We start from the raw sequence: 19,003 nt of genomic DNA, 5'->3' as shown, positions 1-19,003 counted from the left end.
GGCAAGGGAGCTTGCTCCCGCAGCTGTCGCGTGCGCTCAATGAATGGACTGATCGTGGACTCCGCTCGCCAACCTGCCCGCAAGTCGCCCGCTGCCGAATCGCCAGCATCGGCGGCGCGGCGCCGTTTCATCAACGGCGTGGCCGCTGCCGCCGGTGGCGGCTGCCTGCTGGCGCTCGGCGCCGGGCTGTACTCGCGCAGCGCGTCGGCGCTGCCGGCTCAGGCCCTGCGGCCGCCGGGGGCGCTGGCGGAGGCTGATTTCCTGGCTGCCTGCGTGCGCTGCGGGCTGTGCGTGCGCGACTGTCCCTACCACATCCTCAAGCTGGCCGATCTCGGCGAGCCGGTGCCGACCGGCACCCCGTATTTCACTGCACGCCAGCTCCCCTGCGAGATGTGCGACGACATTCCGTGCGTGAAGGCTTGCCCGACCGGTGCGCTGGACCGGGAACTGACCGACATCAACCAGGCCCGCATGGGCCTTGCGGCCCTCGTGGACCACGAGAGCTGCCTGAACTTCCTCGGCTTGCGCTGCGATGTGTGCTACCGGGTGTGCCCGGTGATCGATAAGGCGATCACCTTGGAGACCCAGCACAACCCGCGCTCAGACCGCCATGCGATGCTGCTGCCGACGGTGCATTCCGATGCATGCACGGGCTGTGGCAAGTGCGAGAAGTCCTGCGTGCTGCCGGAGCCGGCGATCAAGGTCTTGCCGCGCAAGCTGGCCCAGGGTGCGCTGCCGGCCCATTACCGCAAGGGCTGGGAAGAGAAAGCCCGCCACGGCGGTTCGCTGATCGGCGAGCAGGTGGAGCTGCCGGTGCGCGGTTTCGAGGGTTCGACCGCTGGCCGTAGTGCTACCGAGACGGTGGTGGCCCCCGCCACGGCAGCGCCGTCAGCGGCGCCGGCTGCACCCGTGCCGTCGTCGAAGGACTCCTCCGGTGTGGTCCGTCGGGGCGGTCTGGATTCCCACTGGAAGCCTTGATCATGGCAAGCGTCCCCGTGTCTTCCGTTGCCCCCACCGCGCCGCGCAACCCGTGGCAGCGACAGCGCTGGCTGGTGCTGCGCCGACTGAGCCAGACGCTGGTGTTGCTGGCCTTCCTGTCCGGACCGTGGTTCGGGTTGTGGATCGCCAAGGGCAACCTGTCCTCGTCGCTGACGCTGGGCGTGCTGCCGCTGACCGATCCCTTGCTGGCGCTGCAGACCCTGCTGACCGGCCATCTGCCCTATGCGGCGGCGCTGACCGGTACGGCCATCGTGCTGGGCTTCTATCTGCTGGTGGGCGGCCGGGTGTTCTGCGGTTGGGTGTGCCCGATGAACGTGGTGACCGACGCCGCTGCGTGGACGCGCCGCCGGCTGGGCATCAAGACCGGCCGGGTGCCCGATGCTGCAACGCGTTACTGGCTGCTCGGCGGCATTCTCGTGGCGGCCGCCGTCACCGGCCGGTTGGTCTGGGAGTGGGTCAATCCGGTGTCCCTGCTGCACCGGGGGCTGATCTTCGGCATGGGCGGCGGGTTGTTCGTGATCGCCGGGATCTTTGTTTATGACTTGCTGGTGGCCAGCCGCGGCTGGTGCGGCCATCTATGCCCGATGGGGGCTTTTTACGGGCTGCTCGGCAGGACCGCGCTGCTGCGGGTTTCCGCCGCCAAGCGCAGCGCCTGCGACGACTGCATGGACTGTTTCGCCGTGTGCCCCGAGCCACAGGTGATCCGCCCGGCGCTGAAGGCGGTCAGGCAGGCCGGGCCGCTGATTCTTTCTTCCGATTGCACGACCTGCGGGCGCTGCATCGACGTATGTGACAAACAGGTTTTCAAGATGACTCATAGGTTCGACCAAAGGAGCGAGTGATGAACAAGCCGACCTTCAATTCCGCCCGTCTGCGGGCCACCGCAGTGGCCCTGACCCTGTCTGCGGCCCTTGCCCAGACCTTCCTCGCTCCCGCCGCCGTGGCTGCCACGGAGGCGCCCGTCAAGCTGCAAAGCCTGCGCGGAGCCGACATCAACGCCAGCGATCCGGAAGGCGACGGCACCCGCTACGGGCGCGACCAGCCGCCGCTGCCGCGGGACTTCGTGCAGCAGCCGCCGTTGATCCCGCACCAGATCAAGGGCTACAACATCACCAAGAACTTCAACAAGTGCCTGGATTGCCACGCCTGGAGCCGCGCCAAGGAAACCGGTGCGACCAAGATCTCGGTGACCCACTTCAAGACGCGTGAGGGCGAAGAGTTGTCCAGCGTCTCGCCGCGCCGCTACTTCTGCAACCAGTGTCACGTGCCGCAGAGCGACGCCCGCCCGCTGGTGGGCAACACCTTCAAGCCCGGCACCGGCATGCGCTGAGCGCCAGACCAGGGAGTTGCACAAATGGATACCAACAAGAAAGGCTTCATCGGCCGCATCCGTTCCGTGGGGTGGGGCTTTGCCGCCATGCTGTTCATCGGCGGCATCCTGTTCTGGGGCGCCTTCAACACCGCGATGGAATTCACCAACCGGGAGGAGTTCTGCATCTCGTGTCACGAGATGAAGGACAACGTCTACCAGGAGTACCGCAACACGATTCACGCCTCCAACCGCTCGGGCGTGCGCGCGACCTGCCCGGACTGTCACGTGCCGAAGGACTGGACGCACAAGATGATCCGCAAGATCCAGGCGTCCAACGAGGTGCTGCACAAGATCCTCGGTTCCATCGATACGCCGGAGAAGTTCAACGCCAAGCGCCTGGAGCTGGCCAAGCATGAATGGGAGCGGATGAAGAAGACCGACTCCCGCGAATGCCGCAACTGCCACAACTTCGAGGGCTTCGACTACGCCGAGCAGGGCCGCCGTTCGTCGCGCATGCACCAGACCGGCCTCAACGAGGGCAAGACCTGCATCGACTGCCACAAGGGCATCGCCCATACGCTGCCGCCCGTCGAACAGTCCATCGGTTCGCCCAAGGATGGCGCGACGCCGGAAGAATTCCATCCGCCGCTGAAGCCCGAAGAGGCCAAGCCGGAGGCCGATAAGGCGCCGAAGGGCTAAGACCAGCAAAAAGGGGGGAGTAAACGCCGGGTCTTCGGGCCCGGCCCCTGGGGAGTAGGCGGGCCGCAATCGCGGCCCGTCTGCTTTTGTGTGACGGGAATTCTGGCCGGAGGAGCCACTCTGCGGAAGCACGGCCTTCCCACGATTCTCAAAGGGAGACGTGGGCTCCCCGCAAGGGGGCTACGCCACCGGTGCCCGGCGCCGGAAGCCGTCCATGAAGTCCACCAGTTTTTCAACCGCAGCCAGTTGCAGGCCGTTGTAGATGGATGCGCGGATGCCGCCGATGCTGCGGTGACCATTCAGGCCCGAGAAGCCGGCAGCGCGTGCCTCGGCGATGAAGGCGGCTTCGAGCTCGGGGGTCGGCAGGCGGAACACCACGTTCATCTTCGAGCGGTCGGCGGGGGCTGCATGGCCGGCGTAGAAGCCATGGCTGGCGTCCAGCGCGCCGTACAGCAGCGCGGCCTTGGCGGAGTTGCGGCGGTCCATCTCGGCGAGGCCGCCGATGTCCTGCAACAGCCAGCGGGTCACCAGCAGCACCACGTAGATGGCGAACACCGGCGGCGTGTTGAGGATGGAGTGGGCGGCGATCTGCGCCCGGTAGTCGAGGAAGGCCGGCAGGTCGTCCGGTGCGTTGGCGAGCAGTTCGTCGCGCAGCATCACCACAGTTACGCCGGCTGGCCCGATGTTCTTCTGCGCGTGGGCGTAGATCATCGCGAAGCGGCTGTAGTCGCCCGGCGCCGACAGGAAGTCGGAGGACATGTCGCAGATGCGCGGAACGTCGTCGCGGCCGAGCACCCGGTGGAACTGCAGGCCCTCGACGGTCTCGTTGGAGACGTAGTGCAGGTAGGGCGCCCGCGGGTTGAAGGCGAGTTCCCCGTCGGCCGGCAACTGCCGGAAGCCACAGGACTCGCCACTCCACAGCACGCGCACCGGTCCGACCTTGCGCGCCTCGGGCAGCGCCTTGCCGCTCCAGTAGCCGGTGTGCAGGTAGTCGGCGGGCTGGCTGCTGCCAGCCAGCAGGCTCATCGGCAGCATCGAGAACTGCTGGGTCGCGCCGCCCTGCAGGAACAGCACGCGGTAGTCGGCTGGCAGGCCCAACAGTGTGCGGATGTTGTTTTCCAGTTCGTCCACGACCGCGGCGAACCAGTCGGAGCGGTGGCTGATGCCGAGGATGGAAAGGCCGACCTCGGGCACGGCCCGGATTGCCTCCTGCACGTGTTGCAGCACGACGTCCGGCAGTGCGCCGGGGCCACCGGAGAAGTTGAGCGCGTTCAGCGGGTTGGATGCTGGGGTGGTCATCGGCGGGCGCTCAGAGCGGCTTAGGCTGGGAAGCCTGGAGACGGTAGAGATAATCCTCGAAAGCCCGCTTCACCTTCAGCATGTGCACCTGCTTGTAGGGGAAGAGCTCTTCCGGGTCCATCGCATGGACGACCATCGCGTGGTCGATCTCGAATATCAGCAATTCGCCATTCCGGGTTTCGGCGCAGTCGATGCAGATGTAGTCCAGCCCCGAGCGATGGTGGATCGCCTCCAGCGCGGTGGCGTGCCGGGCCGCGAAGTCGGCGAAGCCTTCCATGAAGGCCAGCTCCGCGGCGCGCTTGGCTGCGTCCTCGTACATGCCGGCGTTGAGGTAATGGATCATCCAGTGGGCTGACACGCCCATGTGACAGGCGAGGGGCCGGCCGTCGATCAGCGCCACGCGTAGCTTGCGGAACAACCCGTCGGCGCCGCTGTAGTCGATGAAGTTCGACAGGTAGAAGCTGTCGTCGGGCTCGGCTGCCAGGTAGGCGTCAACTTCGGCCGGCGTGTCGATGCGCGCAAGGCCGTGGCCACCGTGGGAGCCGATGGGGCGCAGGATCAGCGGGAAGCGGCCGCCGGGGAAGCTGTCTTCGATGATCCGGCTGCCGTTGGCGATGGTAGCCAGAGTGGCGCGATCCACCGGCCAGGTGGCCGGGATCAGCAGGCCGGGAACGTCCTGCAGCAGCGTGCTGGCGGCTTCCCGCTCGACGTTCGGAATGTACCGTGGGGCGTTGATGACCGGCTTCGGCCAGTTGGCCAGCAGGGTCACGAGGGCGTCCAGGATGGGCTGGCTGGTTTCGCTGACCGACAGGCCGACGAGCAGCGCATCGTGTTCCGGCAGATCCGCAGGCAACGGCTCGGCGGCGCTGACGTACTGGTAGATCAGCTCCACGTCGCTGTCTTCGAGCAGGCAGTCGATCGGCGTGTTCTCGGCCAGATCGCCGGCGTTCAGCAGCACCAGCAGGCGGCAACGGGCTGGCTGGCGGCGGGCCGGCAGCGTGTAGCGGCGCTGCGTCTGCAGCGCCTGGGCCTGGATTGTCAGGCCCAGTTCCCGCTCGCCGATCGTGAAGAAGGCGGTGGCCAGATTCATCCACAGGTTCGGGTTGTCCTGGTCCTGCCGGGCCTGTTCGAGCAGCGCCTGGGCAACCTGGCGCAGGTCACCGCCGGCGATGCTGAGACGCAGAAAGGGCGCGAGGCCGATGAAGTCGAGTTCGGGGCGGAGCGTCATGGCAGGGCGCAGGGCGTGGGGATCGTTCGGACGGTGGCGATTATCGGGCCTTGCCGCGGGGCTGACTACCGTCGTGTTGCACTGAGCGTTTGCGGCGGTCGCATGGGGCTTCCGGATGACATGTGGCGGTACCTTCCCGTGCTACGAGTGCATATCCCCATGGCGTTCCGGCACCCGGGCCGCGGGGTGCCATCCGACGCCCTTGACCCGAGTCAAGGACGCCGCCCCCCGCGATCCGGAACATCCGGCCCAAGCTGCGCCGTGCAGCGAAGCCATCCAGGGAGGTTCCATGAGCGGGACATTCACAAAATCCATGGCGCGAAACATCTTTTTCGGGGGCACCGTGTTTTTTGCGCTCCTGTTCCTCGCGCTGACCTTCGATTCGATGCAGACCATCCCCAAGCGGGATAACCACGCCAACCTGACCCCGGCCGTCGTGGCGGGCAAGAAAGTGTGGGAGACCAACAACTGCATCGGCTGCCACACCCTGATGGGCGAGGGCGCGTACTTCGCTCCCGAGCTGGGCAACGTCTACAAGCGTCGCGGCCCCGAGTTCATCAAGGCGTGGATCCAGTCCCAGCCCACCGGGGCGCCGGGCCGCCGCCAGATGCCCAATTTCCATCTGACGGAACAGCAGCTGAACGACCTCGTTGAATTCCTGAAGTACTCGTCGGAAATCAACACCGCCAACTGGCCGCCCAACATCGAAGGCTGATCGCCGATCTGAAAGGAGCCATCACCATGCAATATTCCTCCCAGTCGGTCGCGAAGCCATACTTCATCGCGGCCATCGGGCTCTTCCTCGGCCAGGTGCTGTTCGGCCTGATCATGGGCCTGCAGTACGTCATCGGGGACTTCCTGTTTCCCGCAATCCCGTTCAACGTGGCCCGGATGGTCCACACCAACCTGCTGATCGTCTGGCTGCTGTTCGGCTTCATGGGCGCGGCTTACTACATGATCCCGGAGGAAACCGAGACCGAGCTGTATTCGCCGAAGCTGGCGATTGCGATGTTCTGGGTCTTCCTCATCGCCGGAGCCGCCACCATCCTCGGCTACCTGCTCGTGCCTTACGCCGCCCTGGCGCATTACACCGGCAACGACATCATCGAGACGATGGGGCGGGAGTTCCTTGAACAGCCGCTGATCACCAAGGTCGGCATCGTCGTCGTCGCGCTGGTGTTCCTGTTCAACCTGACGATGACCATGCTGAAGGGCCGCAAGACCTCCATCAGCCTAGTGCTGATGATGGGCCTGTGGGGTCTGGCGGTGTTCTTCCTGTTCTCCTTCTACAACCCGTCCAACCTGGTGCTCGACAAGTACTTCTGGTGGTGGGTCGTGCACCTTTGGGTCGAAGGCGTCTGGGAACTGATCCTCGGCTCCCTGCTGGCCTTCGTGCTGATCAAGGTGACCGGCGTCGACCGCGAAGTGATCGAGAAGTGGCTGTACGTGATCATCACCCTGACCCTGATCACCGGCATCATTGGTACGGGCCACCACTACTTCTGGATCGGTACGCCGGAATACTGGCAGTGGTGGGGTTCGGTGTTCTCCGCGCTGGAGCCGATCCCGTTCTTCGCGATGACCGTCTTCGCCTTCAACATGGTGAACCGCCGCCGCCGCGAGCACCCCAACAAGGCCGCCACCCTGTGGGCCCTGGGCACCGGCGTGATGTCCTTCCTCGGCGCCGGCGTGTGGGGCTTCCTGCACACCCTGGCTCCGGTGAACTACTACACCCACGGCACGCAGATCACCGCTGCTCACGGTCACATGGCCTTCTACGGCGCCTACGCGATGGTTGTGATCACCATCATCAGCTACGCGATGCCGATCCTGCGCGGCCGTGCCGCCAACAGCGAGCGTTCCCAGGTGCTGGAGATGTGGTCGTTCTGGCTGATGACCATCGCGATGGTGTTCATCACCCTGTTCCTGACCGCCGCTGGCATCCTGCAGGTGTGGCTGCAGCGTTACAGCAGCACCCCGATCCCCTTCATGGCGGCCCAGGATCAGATCTCGATCTTCTACTGGCTGCGTGAAGGCACTGGCGTGATCTTCCTGCTCGGCCTGCTGTTGTACATTCTCAGCTTCTTCGTCGGCGGCAGCGAGAAGGCCAAGGCGGCCTGATTCCTCGTCTGTTGATGCAGTAATGGACAAAGCCCGGCTCCGGCCGGGCTTTGTCCATTTGCAGTGCCCATTCCGGGGTGGCGACGATCCGATGCCAGCGGCCTGCACCAGGCCGGTGCCCCATGTCGGATGAGTGAGCCATCCAGGGGCGCAAGACGAGCGAAAACACGGGCTTTCCGGCCGATCCGGCCCGGCACAGGATTTGCTGCATGTGCACATATGCCGCCCCGCGCGCGGTCCGTCTGCCGAAAGTGCTCATGCCGAAGAGTCCTGCCTTGTCTGTCCTGGCCCGCTTTGCTGCGGCGCTATTTCTCTGGTCGCTGTTTTCCGATGTCGCGCGGGCTGCAGCCCCGGCCCAGCCGGATGGCGGCAACACCGCCTGGATGCTGACCGCCAGTGCCCTCGTGCTGTTGATGACGCTGCCCGGCGTGGCGCTGTTCTACGGCGGCATGGTCCGGCGTCGCAATGTGTTGTCCACCATGAGCCAGAGCGTGGCGATCGCCGCGGTGGTGACGCTGACCTGGAGCCTCGTCGGCTACAGCCTGGCGCTGCGCCCTGGCTCGGCCTGGCTGGGCGGACTCGACCGACTCTTCCTCGACGGCCTGCAACTGGATGGACAGGCCGGCGTCGATGGAGCCGGCATTCCCGAATCGGTGTTCGCGATGTTCCAGCTGACCTTTGCGATCATCACCACCGCGCTGGTGCCGGGCGCCTTCGCGGAGCGCATGAAGTTCTCGGCGGTATTGCTGTTCGCCGCGTTGTGGTCGGTGCTGGTCTATGCGCCGGTGGCCCACTGGGTGTGGGAGCCGGGCGGTTGGCTGGCGAAGCTGGGGGCGCTCGATTACGCCGGCGGCACCGTGGTGCATATCAACGCCGGCGTGGCCGGCCTGGTTTGTGCCGTGGTGCTGGGGCCGCGGGACGGTTTCGGCCGGCAGGCCATGACGCCCTACAACCTGGCCCTGACGCTCACCGGCGCGGCGCTGCTGTGGGTCGGCTGGTTCGGCTTCAATGCTGGCTCGGCGCTGGCGGCCGACAGCCGGGCCGGCATGGCGATGCTGGTCAGCCAGCTGGCCGCGGCGACCGCCGCGGTGGCCTGGATGGGCGCCGAATGGCTGATGCGCGGCCGGCCAAGCGCCCTCGGCCTGGTGTCCGGTGCGGTCGGCGGGCTGGTGGCGGTGACGCCGGCCTCTGGCTACGTCACGCCGCAGGCGGCGCTGCTGATCGGTCTCGTCGCGGGCGTTGGCTGCTACCTGGGGGCCACCGCGCTGAAGCGCATGCTCGGTTACGACGACGCGCTGGACGCCTTCGGCATCCACGGGGTCGGCGGCATTCTCGGTGCGCTGCTCACCGGCTGGCTGGCCTCTCCGGCCATCGGCGGCGTGCGGGGCGACGTGCTGGCCCAGCTGGCGGGCATTGCCGCCACGCTGGTTTACAGCGGCGCGGCCACCTTCTGCGTGCTACAGCTCATCGACCGCCTGGTGGGGCTGCGGGTGGACGAGCGGACCGAGGCGGAGGGCCTCGACCTCGTCGAGCACGGCGAAACCATCAGCCACGCCTGATCAACTGATTTTCAACGGAACCGGAAAGGAATCGCCATGGAGTCCGATACCGTCATCTACGGCCTGCTGGGCCGCATCCACCTGCTGATGCGCAGGGTCAGCAATCGCATCACCGACGTGGAATACATGCGGGTGAACAAGGACTACGCGCGGGAGATCGTGCGCCTGGCCCGGGAGACCGGCAATCCCGAATTGGCCGACCTGGCCGCGCGGCTGACGATTGCCATGGAGCTGGAGGAAGCGTCGGTGGATGGCGACGCGGCCAACGACCAGGTGGCCCGGGGTCTCCTCGAGCGGCTGCGCTCATCGCGACCGAACGCCACCCACCCAACCGAGCGCTACGTCGGTTCCCTGCGCTGAGGCTGCGGGATGACGCGGGCCTGTTCGTCCGCGTCCAGTGCTTCGATCCACTCCAACTGCCGTTCGAGCACTTCGACGGTGGCTTCGGAAGGGTCGTTGCGGCGAGCCTGCAGACGGCGGCGCAATTCGTCCAGCGGTGCAGTACAGGCGAGGATGGCGAAACCGGCGTCGTGCTGCTGTGCCAGCACGGCGAAGCTGTCGCGCTCGCTGCGCTTGAGAAAAGCCGCGTCGACGATCACCGACCAGCCGGCGTCCAGTATCTGACCGGCCAGCTCGGATAGGTGTGCGTAGGTGCGGCGGGTTGCCTCTGGTGTGTAGATGCCGCCGGCCACGCAGGAGCGGCTGCTGGCCAGCGGGGGCAGGCCGTACAGGCGCTTGCGTTCCACGTCGGAGCGCAGACGCAGCGTGGCGGCGTGGGGATCGGCGCGCAACAACTCGGCGCTGAGGCTGCTCTTGCCGGAGCCGGACAGGCCGTGGGTGATCACCAGCCGCGGGCGCGGCGGGGTGGTCAGGCGCTCAGCTTGGGCCAGATAGTCGTCGGTGGTGTCCGGCTGGCCGGCAAAGGCTGCCACCTTGGCGCGCACCATCGCCTTGTACACCGCGTAGAAGCGCAGCACCGGTACGGCGTTGAAATCGTCGGACTCGGTCAGCCATTCATTGATCAGCCAGACGGCCAGATCCGGTCGGCGGTGGTCGAGTAGGTCCACATAGGTGAAGGCCAGCTCGGAAGCCACGTCGATCCAGCGGAAATCGTCATTGAACTCGATGCAGTCGAAAGGGATCACTTCGCCGTGCAGCAGCACCAGGTTGCCAAGGTGCAGGTCGCCATGGCATTCGCGCACCCGACCGGCTGCCTTGCGGGCCGCCAGTATGGGTTCGATGCGTGCGAACTCTGCCTCGGTCCAGGCTTCCAGGTGGTCGAGGCGTGGCGCTGCATCCGGCCGCAAGCCTCGGATGGCGCTGAAGTTGTCGATGGCCGGAGTGCGGATCTGCGCCGGCTCGCCGAAGCGGCTGCCGGCGGGGGCCGTCGCCGCGGCGCGGTGGAAGGCATGTACGACGCGGGCAAGGGCAGACAGATGCTCCAGCGTCAGCGCACCGCGGGCGCAAACGTGGTCGAGGCGCTGGCTCTCGGCGAAGCGGCGCATCTTCACTGCCCATTCTCCACTGTCGCCGATCGCCTCCAGGCCCAGGTAGAGCTCGGGCGCAAAGCGCCGGTTCAGGCGCAGTTCCTCCTGGCAGAAGAACTGCCGGCGGGCCGCCGATCCGTAGTCGAGAAAGGGCAGCGTGATTGGTTTCTTCAGCTTCCATGCAAAGCCGTCGGCCAGTAGCAGCCAGGAAATATGGGTTTCGACGAACTCCGCGCCGAGTTGGGCGCGGAAGGCTTCTAGCCAGGGAGGGAGAGGGGGGGACATGACGGCATTATCCTCCCCTTGCGTTGCTGGATGCGGGCACAACCGGCTAATCGCAGCTGGGGAACGTGTTCATTCGCCTGCGTCGTTGTTCTTGGGACTGTCGGGCGTGCGTTCGCCGAGGGCGTTCCGCTCCGTCTGGCGCTAATGCCGGGTGCGCTGCACGGTGACGGCGGCGGGGCCCGGGCGGGTGCCCAAGTCCTGCCGCCACCAGGAAGGCGCATCGAGGGCAGGGAGGGCCAGTGGCTGGGCCTTGCCCTGTCGGCTCGTCTCCCACAGGTTGAGGCGGGTTGTTGCCAACTGGTCCTGCCACAGGCGCAGTGCAGCCAGCCAGGGACTGGCCTGCAGGGCTTCGGGCCGGTCTTCCGGCTGGAAGTCGCCGAGTAGATTTCCGAGAAAGCCGAACTGCCATTGGAGCAGGGACAGCCAGTAGTCGAACGGTGCCCGCTGCAGATGGTGCAGATGGCGTTCCAGCAAGTCTGGTGTGACGCTGTCGAGGGCGGCGGCGTCCATCGTGGCCTCGGCCAGGAAGTGGCGTACGTCGGCCTTGCGCAGCACCTTCGGGTAGATTCCCAGGTACTCCTGCTGGCCGGGCAATTGCGCGCCTTCCGCCAGATAGATGCCGATCCGCTGGGAGCTCTGTCGACCGTCGAAGAAGCCCAGTTCCCATGGCATCCAGCGTGACCGCCCGGTGTTCGGGCCGATCACCAGGATCAGGCTGGCGGCACGGCGCATGATCTTGCGCAAGCGTTCGGCCGCAATCGCATCGATGGTGTCGGGATCCATCTCGGGAGCGCTGTCCTGTTCGTCGAGATAGGCCTCGTAGCCCAGCGTGTCGTGGATATGTCGATACAGGTCGCGAGCCGGTTCGATGTCGCCGGCCTGATGGGAGATGAACACGTCGTACGGGTGGTCGGGGGGCGCCGTCCCTTCACTCTGCTGGCGGGGGCGGGAGGCGGCCTTTGGGGGCTTGCTGGTGATCTTTCGGGGCATCGGAACGCTCCTGTCGGTGGGCTCGATACCCGGTGGGCATCGCAGCCGATCGCAGTCTTGAATCTAGTTCAGAGCAGAGGGCGAGTCCATCGCCCAATGGGGATGCTCCGCGTCGCGCCGTCGTGCTATCGTCGCGGCCCCGCCGGAGTTGCCGCCATGACTGCGTTTGCCGACCCCTTTACCCGCCGACCCACCAACCTCGCTGAGGCCGACGCGCAGATCGCGACGATCTGCAGCCTGCTGGACGCGGCCGGGCTGGCGCACCGCAATCCGCCGCCGGCACCGACCACCTGCTGTGGGCGCGGTTGCAACGGCTGCGTGTGGGAAGGCTTTTACGCGGCCCTTGGCTGGTGGCGGGATGACGCCCGCGAATTGCTCGCCGCGGTCGATGCCTGAACGCTGCCCGATCTTGGCAGATGGACTGAAAACCCCGTAAAATCCGCCCCTTGCCGAGGAGCGTTGCGACCTGCGAAACCCGTGGGCCAGGCTCGGCAATCATCAACGGCGCTCGCAAACCTTCCAGCCGGGTTTGCCGCGCCGTTCGCTTTTGTGCCGCTGCAGCGCGCGTCCCTCCCGGCTGACAAAATCCGTACCGAGGTAGATCCATGCAAGCCGACCGCACCGCCGAACTCCAGTCCGCCCTGACCCATCGCATCCTGATCCTCGACGGGGCGATGGGCACGATGATCCAGCAGCACAAGCTCGGCGAGGCCGACTACCGCGGCCAGCGCTTTGCCGATCACCCCAAGGACCTGAAGGGCAACAACGACCTGCTGGTGCTGACCCGCCCGGACGTGGTCGGCGGCATCCACCGGGCCTACCTGGAAGCCGGCGCGGACATCATCGAGACCTGCACCTTCAACGCCACCCGCGTGTCCCAGGCCGAATACGGCCTCGCCGACGTGGCCTATGAGCTGAACGTGGAGGGCGCCCGTCTGGTGCGCCAGCTGTGCGACGAATTCACCGCCGCCAATCCGGCCAAGCCGCGTTTCTGTGCCGGCGTGCTCGGACCGACGTCGCGCACCCTGTCGATCTCGCCGGACGTGAACGATCCGGGCTACCGCAACATCAGCTTCGACGCGCTGGTCGATGATTACTACGACTCGGCCCGCGGCCTGCTCGAAGGCGGCGCCGACATCCTGCTGATCGAGACCATCTTCGACACCCTCAACGCCAAGGCGGCGGTGTTCGCGGTCGAGAAGCTCTTTGCCGATCTTGGCCAGCGCGTGCCGGTGATGATCTCCGGCACCATCACCGACGCCTCCGGCCGCACCCTGTCCGGCCAGACCGCAGAGGCCTTCTGGAACTCCCTCAGCCACGCCCAGCCGATCAGTTTCGGGCTCAACTGCGCGCTGGGCGCCAAGGAGCTGCGCCAGTACGTGGACGAACTGTCCACCGTCTGCGACACCTTCGTCTCTGCCCATCCCAACGCCGGTCTGCCCAATCCGCTGTCGCCCACCGGCTACGACGAGACGCCGGAGCAGCTGGCCTCCGAGATCGTCGAATGGGCCCGCTCCGGCCTGGTGAACATCGTCGGCGGCTGCTGCGGCACCTCGCCGGCCCACATCAAGGCGATTGCCGAGGCGGTGGCGCTGGTCACCCCGCGCAGCATCCCGCACGTCGAGAAGAAGCTGCGCCTGTCCGGCCTGGAGCCCTTCAACGTCGGCCCCGACAGCTTGTTCGTGAACGTCGGCGAGCGCACCAACGTCACCGGTTCCCGCGCCTTCGCGCGGATGATCCTCGAAGGCCGCTTCGACGACGCGTTGGCGGTGGCCCGCCAGCAGGTGGAGAACGGCGCCCAGGTCATCGACATCAACATGGACGAGGCGATGCTCGACTCCATGGCGGCGATGGAGAAGTTCCTCAAGCTGATCGCCTCCGAGCCGGACATCTCCCGCGTGCCGATCATGCTCGACTCCTCCAAGTGGAGCGTCATCGAGGCCGGCCTCAAGTGCATCCAGGGCAAGGGCGTCGTCAACTCCATCTCCATGAAGGAGGGCGAGGCCGAGTTCCTGCGCCAGGCGCGCCTGTGCCGCCAGTACGGCGCGGCGGTGATCGTCATGGCCTTCGACGAGAAGGGCCAGGCCGACACCTTCGCCCGCAAGACCGAGATCTGCGCCAAGGCCTACGGGCTGCTGACTGGCATTGGCTTCCCGCCGGAAGACATCATCTTCGACCCGAACATCTTCGCCATTGCCACCGGCATCGAGGAGCACGACAACTACGCGGTGGACTTCATCAACGCGGTGGCCTGGATCAAGGCGAACCTGCCCTACGCCAAGATCAGCGGTGGCGTCTCCAACGTGAGCTTCAGCTTCCGTGGCAACGACCCGGTGCGCGAGGCGATCCACACGGTGTTCCTGTACCACGCCATCAAGGCCGGCATGAGCATGGGTATCGTCAACGCCGGCATGCTCGGCGTCTATGACGACCTGGAGCCGGAGCTGCGCGCCAAGGTCGAGGACGTGGTGCTCAACCGCCACCCGGGCGCCGGCGAGGCGCTGGTGGAGTTCGCCCAGACCGTCAAGGAAGGCAAGGCCAAGGATTCCGGCCCCGACCTGTCGTGGCGCGAGCAGCCCGTCGAGGCGCGCCTGTCCCACGCGCTGGTGAAGGGCATCACCGACTTCGTCGTCGCCGACACCGAGGAAGTGCGTGCCAAGCTGGCCGCCGAGGGCAAGCCGCCGCTGTCCGTCATCGAAGGCCCGTTGATGGCCGGCATGAACGTGGTCGGCGACCTGTTCGGCGCCGGCAAGATGTTCCTGCCCCAGGTGGTCAAGTCGGCCCGCGTGATGAAGCAGGCCGTGGCCCACCTGATCCCCTACATCGAAGAGGAAAAGGCCCGTACCGGCGCTACCTCCAAGGGCAAGATCGTCATCGCCACCGTGAAGGGTGACGTGCACGACATCGGCAAGAACATCGTCGGCGTGGTGCTCGGCTGCAACGGCTATGACATCGTCGACCTGGGCGTGATGGTGCCCTGCGACAAGATCCTCGCCGCGGCGAAGGAGCACGGCGCCCAGGCCATCGGCCTGTCCGGCCTGATCACCCCGTCGCTGGAAGAGATGAGCCACGTGGCGTCCGAGATGAAGCGCCAGGGCTTCGATGTGCCGCTGTTGATCGGCGGCGCCACCACCAGCCGCGCCCACACCGCGATCAAGATCGCGCCGCACTACGACCAGCCGGTGATCTACGTGCCGGACGCGTCCCGTGCCGTCGGCGTGGTGACCAGCCTGCTGTCCGAGGTGCAGAGCGCCGGCTACGCGGCCGAAGTGGCCGCCGACTACGAGAAGATCCGCGCCCAGCACGCCGGCAAGAAGGGCGTCGCGATGGTCACGCTTGAGGAAGCCCGCGCCAATGCATTCAAGTGGAACGGTGATGCGACCTACGTGCCGCCGGTGCCGGCCCAGCTGGGCGTGCAGGCCTTCGACATCGACCTGTCCGAACTGGTGGATTACATCGACTGGGGCCCGTTCTTCCAGACCTGGGACCTGGCCGGCAGCTACCCGAAGATCCTCCACGACGACATCGTCGGCGAGACCGCCCGCGAGCTGAAGTCCGACGCCGAAGTGATGCTGGCCCGCATGGTTGCCGAGCAGGACACCAACCCGTGGGTCAAGGCCCGCGCGGTGGTCGGCCTGTTCCCCGCCAACGCGGTCGGCGACGACATCGAGATCTATGCCGACGAGTCCCGCAGCGAAGTGTTGATGAGCTGGCACGGCCTGCGCCAGCAGCACGAACGCCCGGCCGGCAAGCCCAACTACTGTCTGGCCGACTTCGTGGCCGGCAAGGACAGCGGCGTGGCCGACTACGTGGGCGCCTTCGCGGTGACCGCCGGCCTCGGCATCGAGGGCCGCCTGGCCGCCTACGAGCGCACCCACGACGACTACCACGCGATCATGCTGAAGGCCTTGGCCGACCGCTTCGCCGAGGCCGCCGCCGAATGGCTGCACGCCAAGGTGCGCAAGGAACTGTGGGCCTACGCGCCGGCCGAGACGCTGAGCTGCGACGAGCTGATCAAGGAAGCCTACCGCGGCATCCGTCCGGCGCCGGGCTATCCGGCCTGCCCGGACCACACCGTCAAGGGTGACTTGTTCAAGCTCCTCGACGCCCCGGCCAACACCGGCATGGGCCTCACCGAGAGCTTTGCGATGACGCCGGCGGCGGCGGTCAGCGGCTTCTACTTCGCGCACCCGGACAGCCATTACTTCGCGGTCAGCAAGATCGGCCAGGATCAGCTGGAAGACTGGGCTGCGCGTACCGGCATGACGGTGGACGAAGCCCGCAAGTGGCTGGCCCCGCTGCTGTAATACGCGGGCCGCGCAAAACGGTCTAACTTGGAGGGCGGCTGCGGTCGCCCTCCGTGCTTTTCAGGGGGCGCCGGTACAAGCGCCCAGCTTCCGCCATGAAGATCGAACTACTCCTCACCGCCATCGAAATCGCCGCGACCATCGCCTTTGCGCTGTCGGGCCTCATCGAGGCCACGCGCAAGCGTATGGACGTCGTCGGGGTGTTCTCGGTGACCTTCGTCAGCGCCTTCGGTGGCGGCACGCTGCGCGACATTCTGCTCGACCGCCGCCCGCTGTTCTGGGTGCAGCACCAGGAATACGTGTGGCTGGTGCTCGGGATGACGCTGATCACGCCCCTGCTGCTGCGCGCACGGCGCCTGCAGTTGACCGACACCCTGATGGAGGCCGCCGATGCCTGCGGGCTGGGCCTGTTCGCCATTTCCGGCGCGTCGGTGGCGCTGGCGGCGGGCATGCCAGGCATCGTCGCGGTGCTGATGGGGGCCATCACCGCGGTGTTCGGCGGGGTGCTGCGCGACGTGCTGTGCAACGAGATCCCGAAGGTCTTCCACGACCACCGGCCGTACACAATGTGTGCCTTCATCGGCTGTGGCCTGTTCCTCGGCCTGCAGGCGCTGGACGTGGCGCCGCAGCTGTCCACGCTGACCAGCATCTGCACCATCACCGGCCTGCGTCTGCTGGCTGTCGGCCGGGGCTGGCGTATTCCTGCCTGGCCGCCGCAGAAGGGCTAGCCGGCGCGCCCTCGCCGCAAGCCCGGCCGCTGCAGGCGCAAGCCGGAATGTCTGGCCGGCGTCACGCGGCGCCTTGCGGGCAGGGAAAAACGGTTTGCCTCCGAGCTGCCGCGGCTTGCGCGTCGGCCGGGAAGGCTTGCGGGCAAGGGCGCGGGCCGTGCCGGCGCGGGGTAATCCCTTGCCGGCGAGCCCGCGCGTGGGGGATCAGCGTCCGAAAGTGGCTTTGACGACTTCGAGCAGCGCGTCTGCCACGTCCTCGTCGTCGGTGAGGCTCTCCACCAGCGCCGAGCGGCAGGCTTCCACCGGGTCGAGGCCTACCTTGACCAACTTGGCGGCATAGACCAGCAGGCGCGTGGACACGACTTCTTCCAGGTCCACGTCCTTCAGGCTGCGCAGGCGCTGGGCGATGGACACCAACTGGCGGGCCAGCAGCGGGTCGCAGGCGGTCTCGCCGATAAGGATGGTCTCTTCGCGGCTGGCCGCCGGGAAGTCGAAGCGCAGGCTGACGAAGCGCTGGCGCGTGGATGGCTTGAGGCCCTTGAGGAAGTTCTGGTAGCCCGGGTTGTAGGACATCACCAGCATGAAGCGCTCCGGCGCGTGCAGCACTTCGCCGGTGCGCTCGATCGGCAGCGTGCGGCGGTCGTCGGCCAGCGGGTGGATGACCACCGTGGTGTCGCGGCGGGCTTCCACCACTTCGTCCAGGTAGCAGATGCCGCCCTCGCGCACCGCACGGGTCAGTGGGCCGTCGCACCACACCGTTTGCCCGTCACCGAGCAGGTGGCGGCCGACCAGGTCGGCGGCGGTGAGGTCGTCGTGGCAGGCCACGGTGTACAGCGGCAGGCCCAGGCGAGCCGCCATGTGGGCGACGAAGCGGGTCTTGCCGACACCGGTGGGGCCCTTGATGAGCAGCGGCAGGCGGTTCTTCCAGGCCTGCTCGAAGACCGTGATCTCGTTGCCGGCGGCTTCGTAGAAGGGGGCGTCGGTGGGTAGCGGTGCGTTCATTTGAGGGCGATCCAGTAGGCGATGGCAATCAGCGCCGAGACAAGCAGCAGCCAGCCGAGCAGCAAGCCGCGCCAGAAGAATTTGACCCCGCGCAGGCCCATGAAGTCGAGCACCACGAGGCGGCCCTTGATGAAGCAGATGGCCAGCAGCGCAGCCATCGCCAGCGGGCCGGCGAGCCCGAAGCGGGCTCCGAACTCGCCGATGCCCAGCGTCGCCAGCGTGGCGAGCATCAGCACGACCCAAGCGGTGTTGAGATGGCGGGTGTTCATCGCATTACATAGACGAGGGGGAAGAGGACGATCCACACCAGATCCACCATGTGCCAGTAGGCCGCGCCGCTCTCTATGCCGTTCATGTCGGCCGGGCCGTAGGCGCCCTGGCGGGTCTTCACCCACAGGGCGGCGAGGATCACCAGGCCGAGGATCACGTGCATGAAGTGGAAGAAGGTCAGCGACAGGTAGAACATGTAGAAGGTGTTTGTGGACAGGTTGATGCCGGCGCTGAACTTGTCGGCGTATTCGAAACCCTTCACCACCAGGAAGCCGCCGCCGCAGGCGATGCCGGCCAGCAGCCAGCGTGCGCCGGTGGCCGGGCGGCTGCGTCCGACCGCTTCGACGGCCCGTGCCACGCACCAGCTGGCGGTGATCAGCAACACGGTGTTGACGGCGCCGGCTTCGCGGTCCAGCGTCTTCTGCATCTCGTTGAACAGCTCGACGTTGTGCGCGCGACCAAAGGCGTAAGCGGCGAAGAACACGCCGAAGGCGAGCAGCTCGGCGAGGATGAAGAACCAGATCGCCAGATCGCCCGGCGGCGCGGCGGCCGGGGTGGTGCGGGAAGTGTCGGGGGCGATGTCCATGCCGGCAGTGTCGTCCTGCCCGAGGGGCAAAACCTTGATCTGTCCCAAGTTCCGGATCAGCTTGTTAAGTGGTGTGTATGAAGGCCGATTTCTCCCACGGACTGCGCTACTATTACTTTCGATATAAAGAA

18 protein-coding genes and 1 riboswitch are annotated in these 19,003 nt (G+C 66.6%); of the genes, 11 read left to right on the top strand and 7 right to left on the bottom strand.

Annotated elements, in window-relative coordinates; all coding sequences use genetic code 11:
- The first annotated feature begins 39 nt into the window (after nucleotides 1–39).
- From napG to AC1PPK_RS01080, 4 genes are read left to right on the top strand one after another with little or no spacing between them, the layout of a single operon-like run.
- Nucleotides 40–978, top strand: a complete 939-nt coding sequence (gene napG, locus AC1PPK_RS01095; protein ID WP_481116004.1) for a ferredoxin-type protein NapG — start codon at nucleotides 40–42, stop codon at nucleotides 976–978.
- A 2-nt stretch (nucleotides 979–980) separates the two neighbouring features.
- Nucleotides 981–1,841 carry a quinol dehydrogenase ferredoxin subunit NapH gene (napH, locus tag AC1PPK_RS01090; RefSeq protein WP_481116003.1) on the top strand — a complete coding sequence of 287 codons (861 nt, stop codon included), beginning with the start codon at nucleotides 981–983 and terminating at the stop codon, nucleotides 1,839–1,841.
- Entirely contained in the window at nucleotides 1,841–2,329 is a 489-nt protein-coding gene (locus tag AC1PPK_RS01085) for a nitrate reductase cytochrome c-type subunit (protein ID WP_481116002.1), read from the top strand. Before napH ends, AC1PPK_RS01085 begins: the two co-directional genes overlap by 1 nt.
- Before the next feature lie 24 nt (nucleotides 2,330–2,353).
- A complete protein-coding gene (locus AC1PPK_RS01080) occupies nucleotides 2,354–3,010 on the top strand; it encodes a NapC/NirT family cytochrome c (protein ID WP_481116001.1) in 657 nt (218 codons plus the stop codon).
- 180 nt (nucleotides 3,011–3,190) lie between these two features.
- Here AC1PPK_RS01080 and AC1PPK_RS01075 read toward each other — a convergent pair whose 3' ends face one another.
- Both AC1PPK_RS01075 and AC1PPK_RS01070 read right to left on the bottom strand, forming a co-directional pair.
- Complete coding sequence (locus AC1PPK_RS01075; protein ID WP_481116000.1) at nucleotides 3,191–4,309, bottom strand: phosphoserine transaminase; 1,119 nt, start codon at nucleotides 4,307–4,309, stop codon at nucleotides 3,191–3,193.
- Between the two features lie 10 nt (nucleotides 4,310–4,319).
- Nucleotides 4,320–5,537 (bottom strand): ATP-grasp domain-containing protein, encoded by a 1,218-nt coding sequence (locus tag AC1PPK_RS01070; RefSeq protein WP_481115999.1) that lies wholly within the window; start codon nucleotides 5,535–5,537, stop codon nucleotides 4,320–4,322.
- Between the two features lie 289 nt (nucleotides 5,538–5,826).
- On the opposite strand from AC1PPK_RS01070, the gene AC1PPK_RS01065 reads away from it, so the two are divergent.
- The 4 genes from AC1PPK_RS01065 (at nucleotide 5,827) to AC1PPK_RS01050 (ending at nucleotide 9,577) form a co-directional block, all read left to right on the top strand.
- A complete protein-coding gene (locus tag AC1PPK_RS01065) occupies nucleotides 5,827–6,252 on the top strand; it encodes a c-type cytochrome (RefSeq protein ID WP_481115998.1) in 426 nt (141 codons plus the stop codon).
- A 26-nt stretch (nucleotides 6,253–6,278) separates the two neighbouring features.
- Nucleotides 6,279–7,658 (top strand): cbb3-type cytochrome c oxidase subunit I, encoded by a 1,380-nt coding sequence (locus AC1PPK_RS01060; protein WP_481115997.1) that lies wholly within the window; start codon nucleotides 6,279–6,281, stop codon nucleotides 7,656–7,658.
- A gap of 257 nt (nucleotides 7,659–7,915) precedes the next feature.
- Nucleotides 7,916–9,217: an ammonium transporter gene (locus tag AC1PPK_RS01055; protein ID WP_481115996.1), complete on the top strand. Its 1,302-nt coding sequence runs from the start codon at nucleotides 7,916–7,918 to the stop codon at nucleotides 9,215–9,217.
- Between the two features lie 36 nt (nucleotides 9,218–9,253).
- Complete coding sequence (locus AC1PPK_RS01050) at nucleotides 9,254–9,577, top strand: hypothetical protein (protein WP_481115995.1); 324 nt, start codon at nucleotides 9,254–9,256, stop codon at nucleotides 9,575–9,577.
- Here the strand turns inward: AC1PPK_RS01050 and AC1PPK_RS01045 are convergent.
- Both AC1PPK_RS01045 and AC1PPK_RS01040 read right to left on the bottom strand, forming a co-directional pair.
- Complete coding sequence (locus tag AC1PPK_RS01045; protein WP_481115994.1) at nucleotides 9,556–10,989, bottom strand: bifunctional aminoglycoside phosphotransferase/ATP-binding protein; 1,434 nt, start codon at nucleotides 10,987–10,989, stop codon at nucleotides 9,556–9,558. The two genes, AC1PPK_RS01050 and AC1PPK_RS01045, sit on opposite strands and share 22 nt — an antisense overlap.
- A 141-nt stretch (nucleotides 10,990–11,130) precedes the next feature.
- Complete coding sequence (locus tag AC1PPK_RS01040; protein ID WP_481115993.1) at nucleotides 11,131–11,979, bottom strand: TIR domain-containing protein; 849 nt, start codon at nucleotides 11,977–11,979, stop codon at nucleotides 11,131–11,133.
- 156 nt (nucleotides 11,980–12,135) lie between these two features.
- Between AC1PPK_RS01040 and AC1PPK_RS01035 the strand changes: the two genes are divergently transcribed.
- The 3 genes from AC1PPK_RS01035 (at nucleotide 12,136) to AC1PPK_RS01025 (ending at nucleotide 17,014) form a co-directional block, all read left to right on the top strand.
- On the top strand, nucleotides 12,136–12,375 hold the full coding sequence (locus AC1PPK_RS01035; protein WP_481115992.1) for an oxidoreductase-like domain-containing protein: 240 nt from the start codon (nucleotides 12,136–12,138) through the stop codon (nucleotides 12,373–12,375).
- Nucleotides 12,376–12,424: 49 nt separating this feature from the next.
- A riboswitch (S-adenosyl-L-homocysteine riboswitch) is annotated at nucleotides 12,425–12,496 on the top strand.
- A gap of 88 nt (nucleotides 12,497–12,584) precedes the next feature.
- Nucleotides 12,585–16,286, top strand: coding sequence for a methionine synthase (metH, locus tag AC1PPK_RS01030; protein ID WP_481115991.1), 3,702 nt, complete (start codon nucleotides 12,585–12,587; stop codon nucleotides 16,284–16,286).
- Nucleotides 16,287–16,381: 95 nt separating this feature from the next.
- Complete coding sequence (locus tag AC1PPK_RS01025; RefSeq protein ID WP_481115990.1) at nucleotides 16,382–17,014, top strand: trimeric intracellular cation channel family protein; 633 nt, start codon at nucleotides 16,382–16,384, stop codon at nucleotides 17,012–17,014.
- A gap of 204 nt (nucleotides 17,015–17,218) precedes the next feature.
- Here AC1PPK_RS01025 and AC1PPK_RS01020 read toward each other — a convergent pair whose 3' ends face one another.
- The 3 genes from AC1PPK_RS01020 to AC1PPK_RS01010 are packed head-to-tail and all read right to left on the bottom strand — an operon-like array spanning nucleotide 17,219 to nucleotide 18,872.
- Nucleotides 17,219–18,016, bottom strand: a complete 798-nt coding sequence (locus AC1PPK_RS01020) for an AAA family ATPase (protein ID WP_481115989.1) — start codon at nucleotides 18,014–18,016, stop codon at nucleotides 17,219–17,221.
- Nucleotides 18,013–18,285, bottom strand: a complete 273-nt coding sequence (locus tag AC1PPK_RS01015) for a cytochrome C oxidase subunit IV family protein (protein WP_481115988.1) — start codon at nucleotides 18,283–18,285, stop codon at nucleotides 18,013–18,015. Before AC1PPK_RS01015 ends, AC1PPK_RS01020 begins: the two co-directional genes overlap by 4 nt.
- Nucleotides 18,282–18,872: a cytochrome c oxidase subunit 3 family protein gene (locus AC1PPK_RS01010; protein WP_481118169.1), complete on the bottom strand. Its 591-nt coding sequence runs from the start codon at nucleotides 18,870–18,872 to the stop codon at nucleotides 18,282–18,284. Before AC1PPK_RS01010 ends, AC1PPK_RS01015 begins: the two co-directional genes overlap by 4 nt.
- Nucleotides 18,873–19,003: the final 131 nt, after the last annotated feature.

It is taken from the genome of Zoogloea sp. JDB1 (assembly GCF_056724025.1).
The sequence above is the reverse complement of the archived record's forward strand: the minus strand, read 5'-3'. Positions and strand labels throughout refer to the sequence as shown.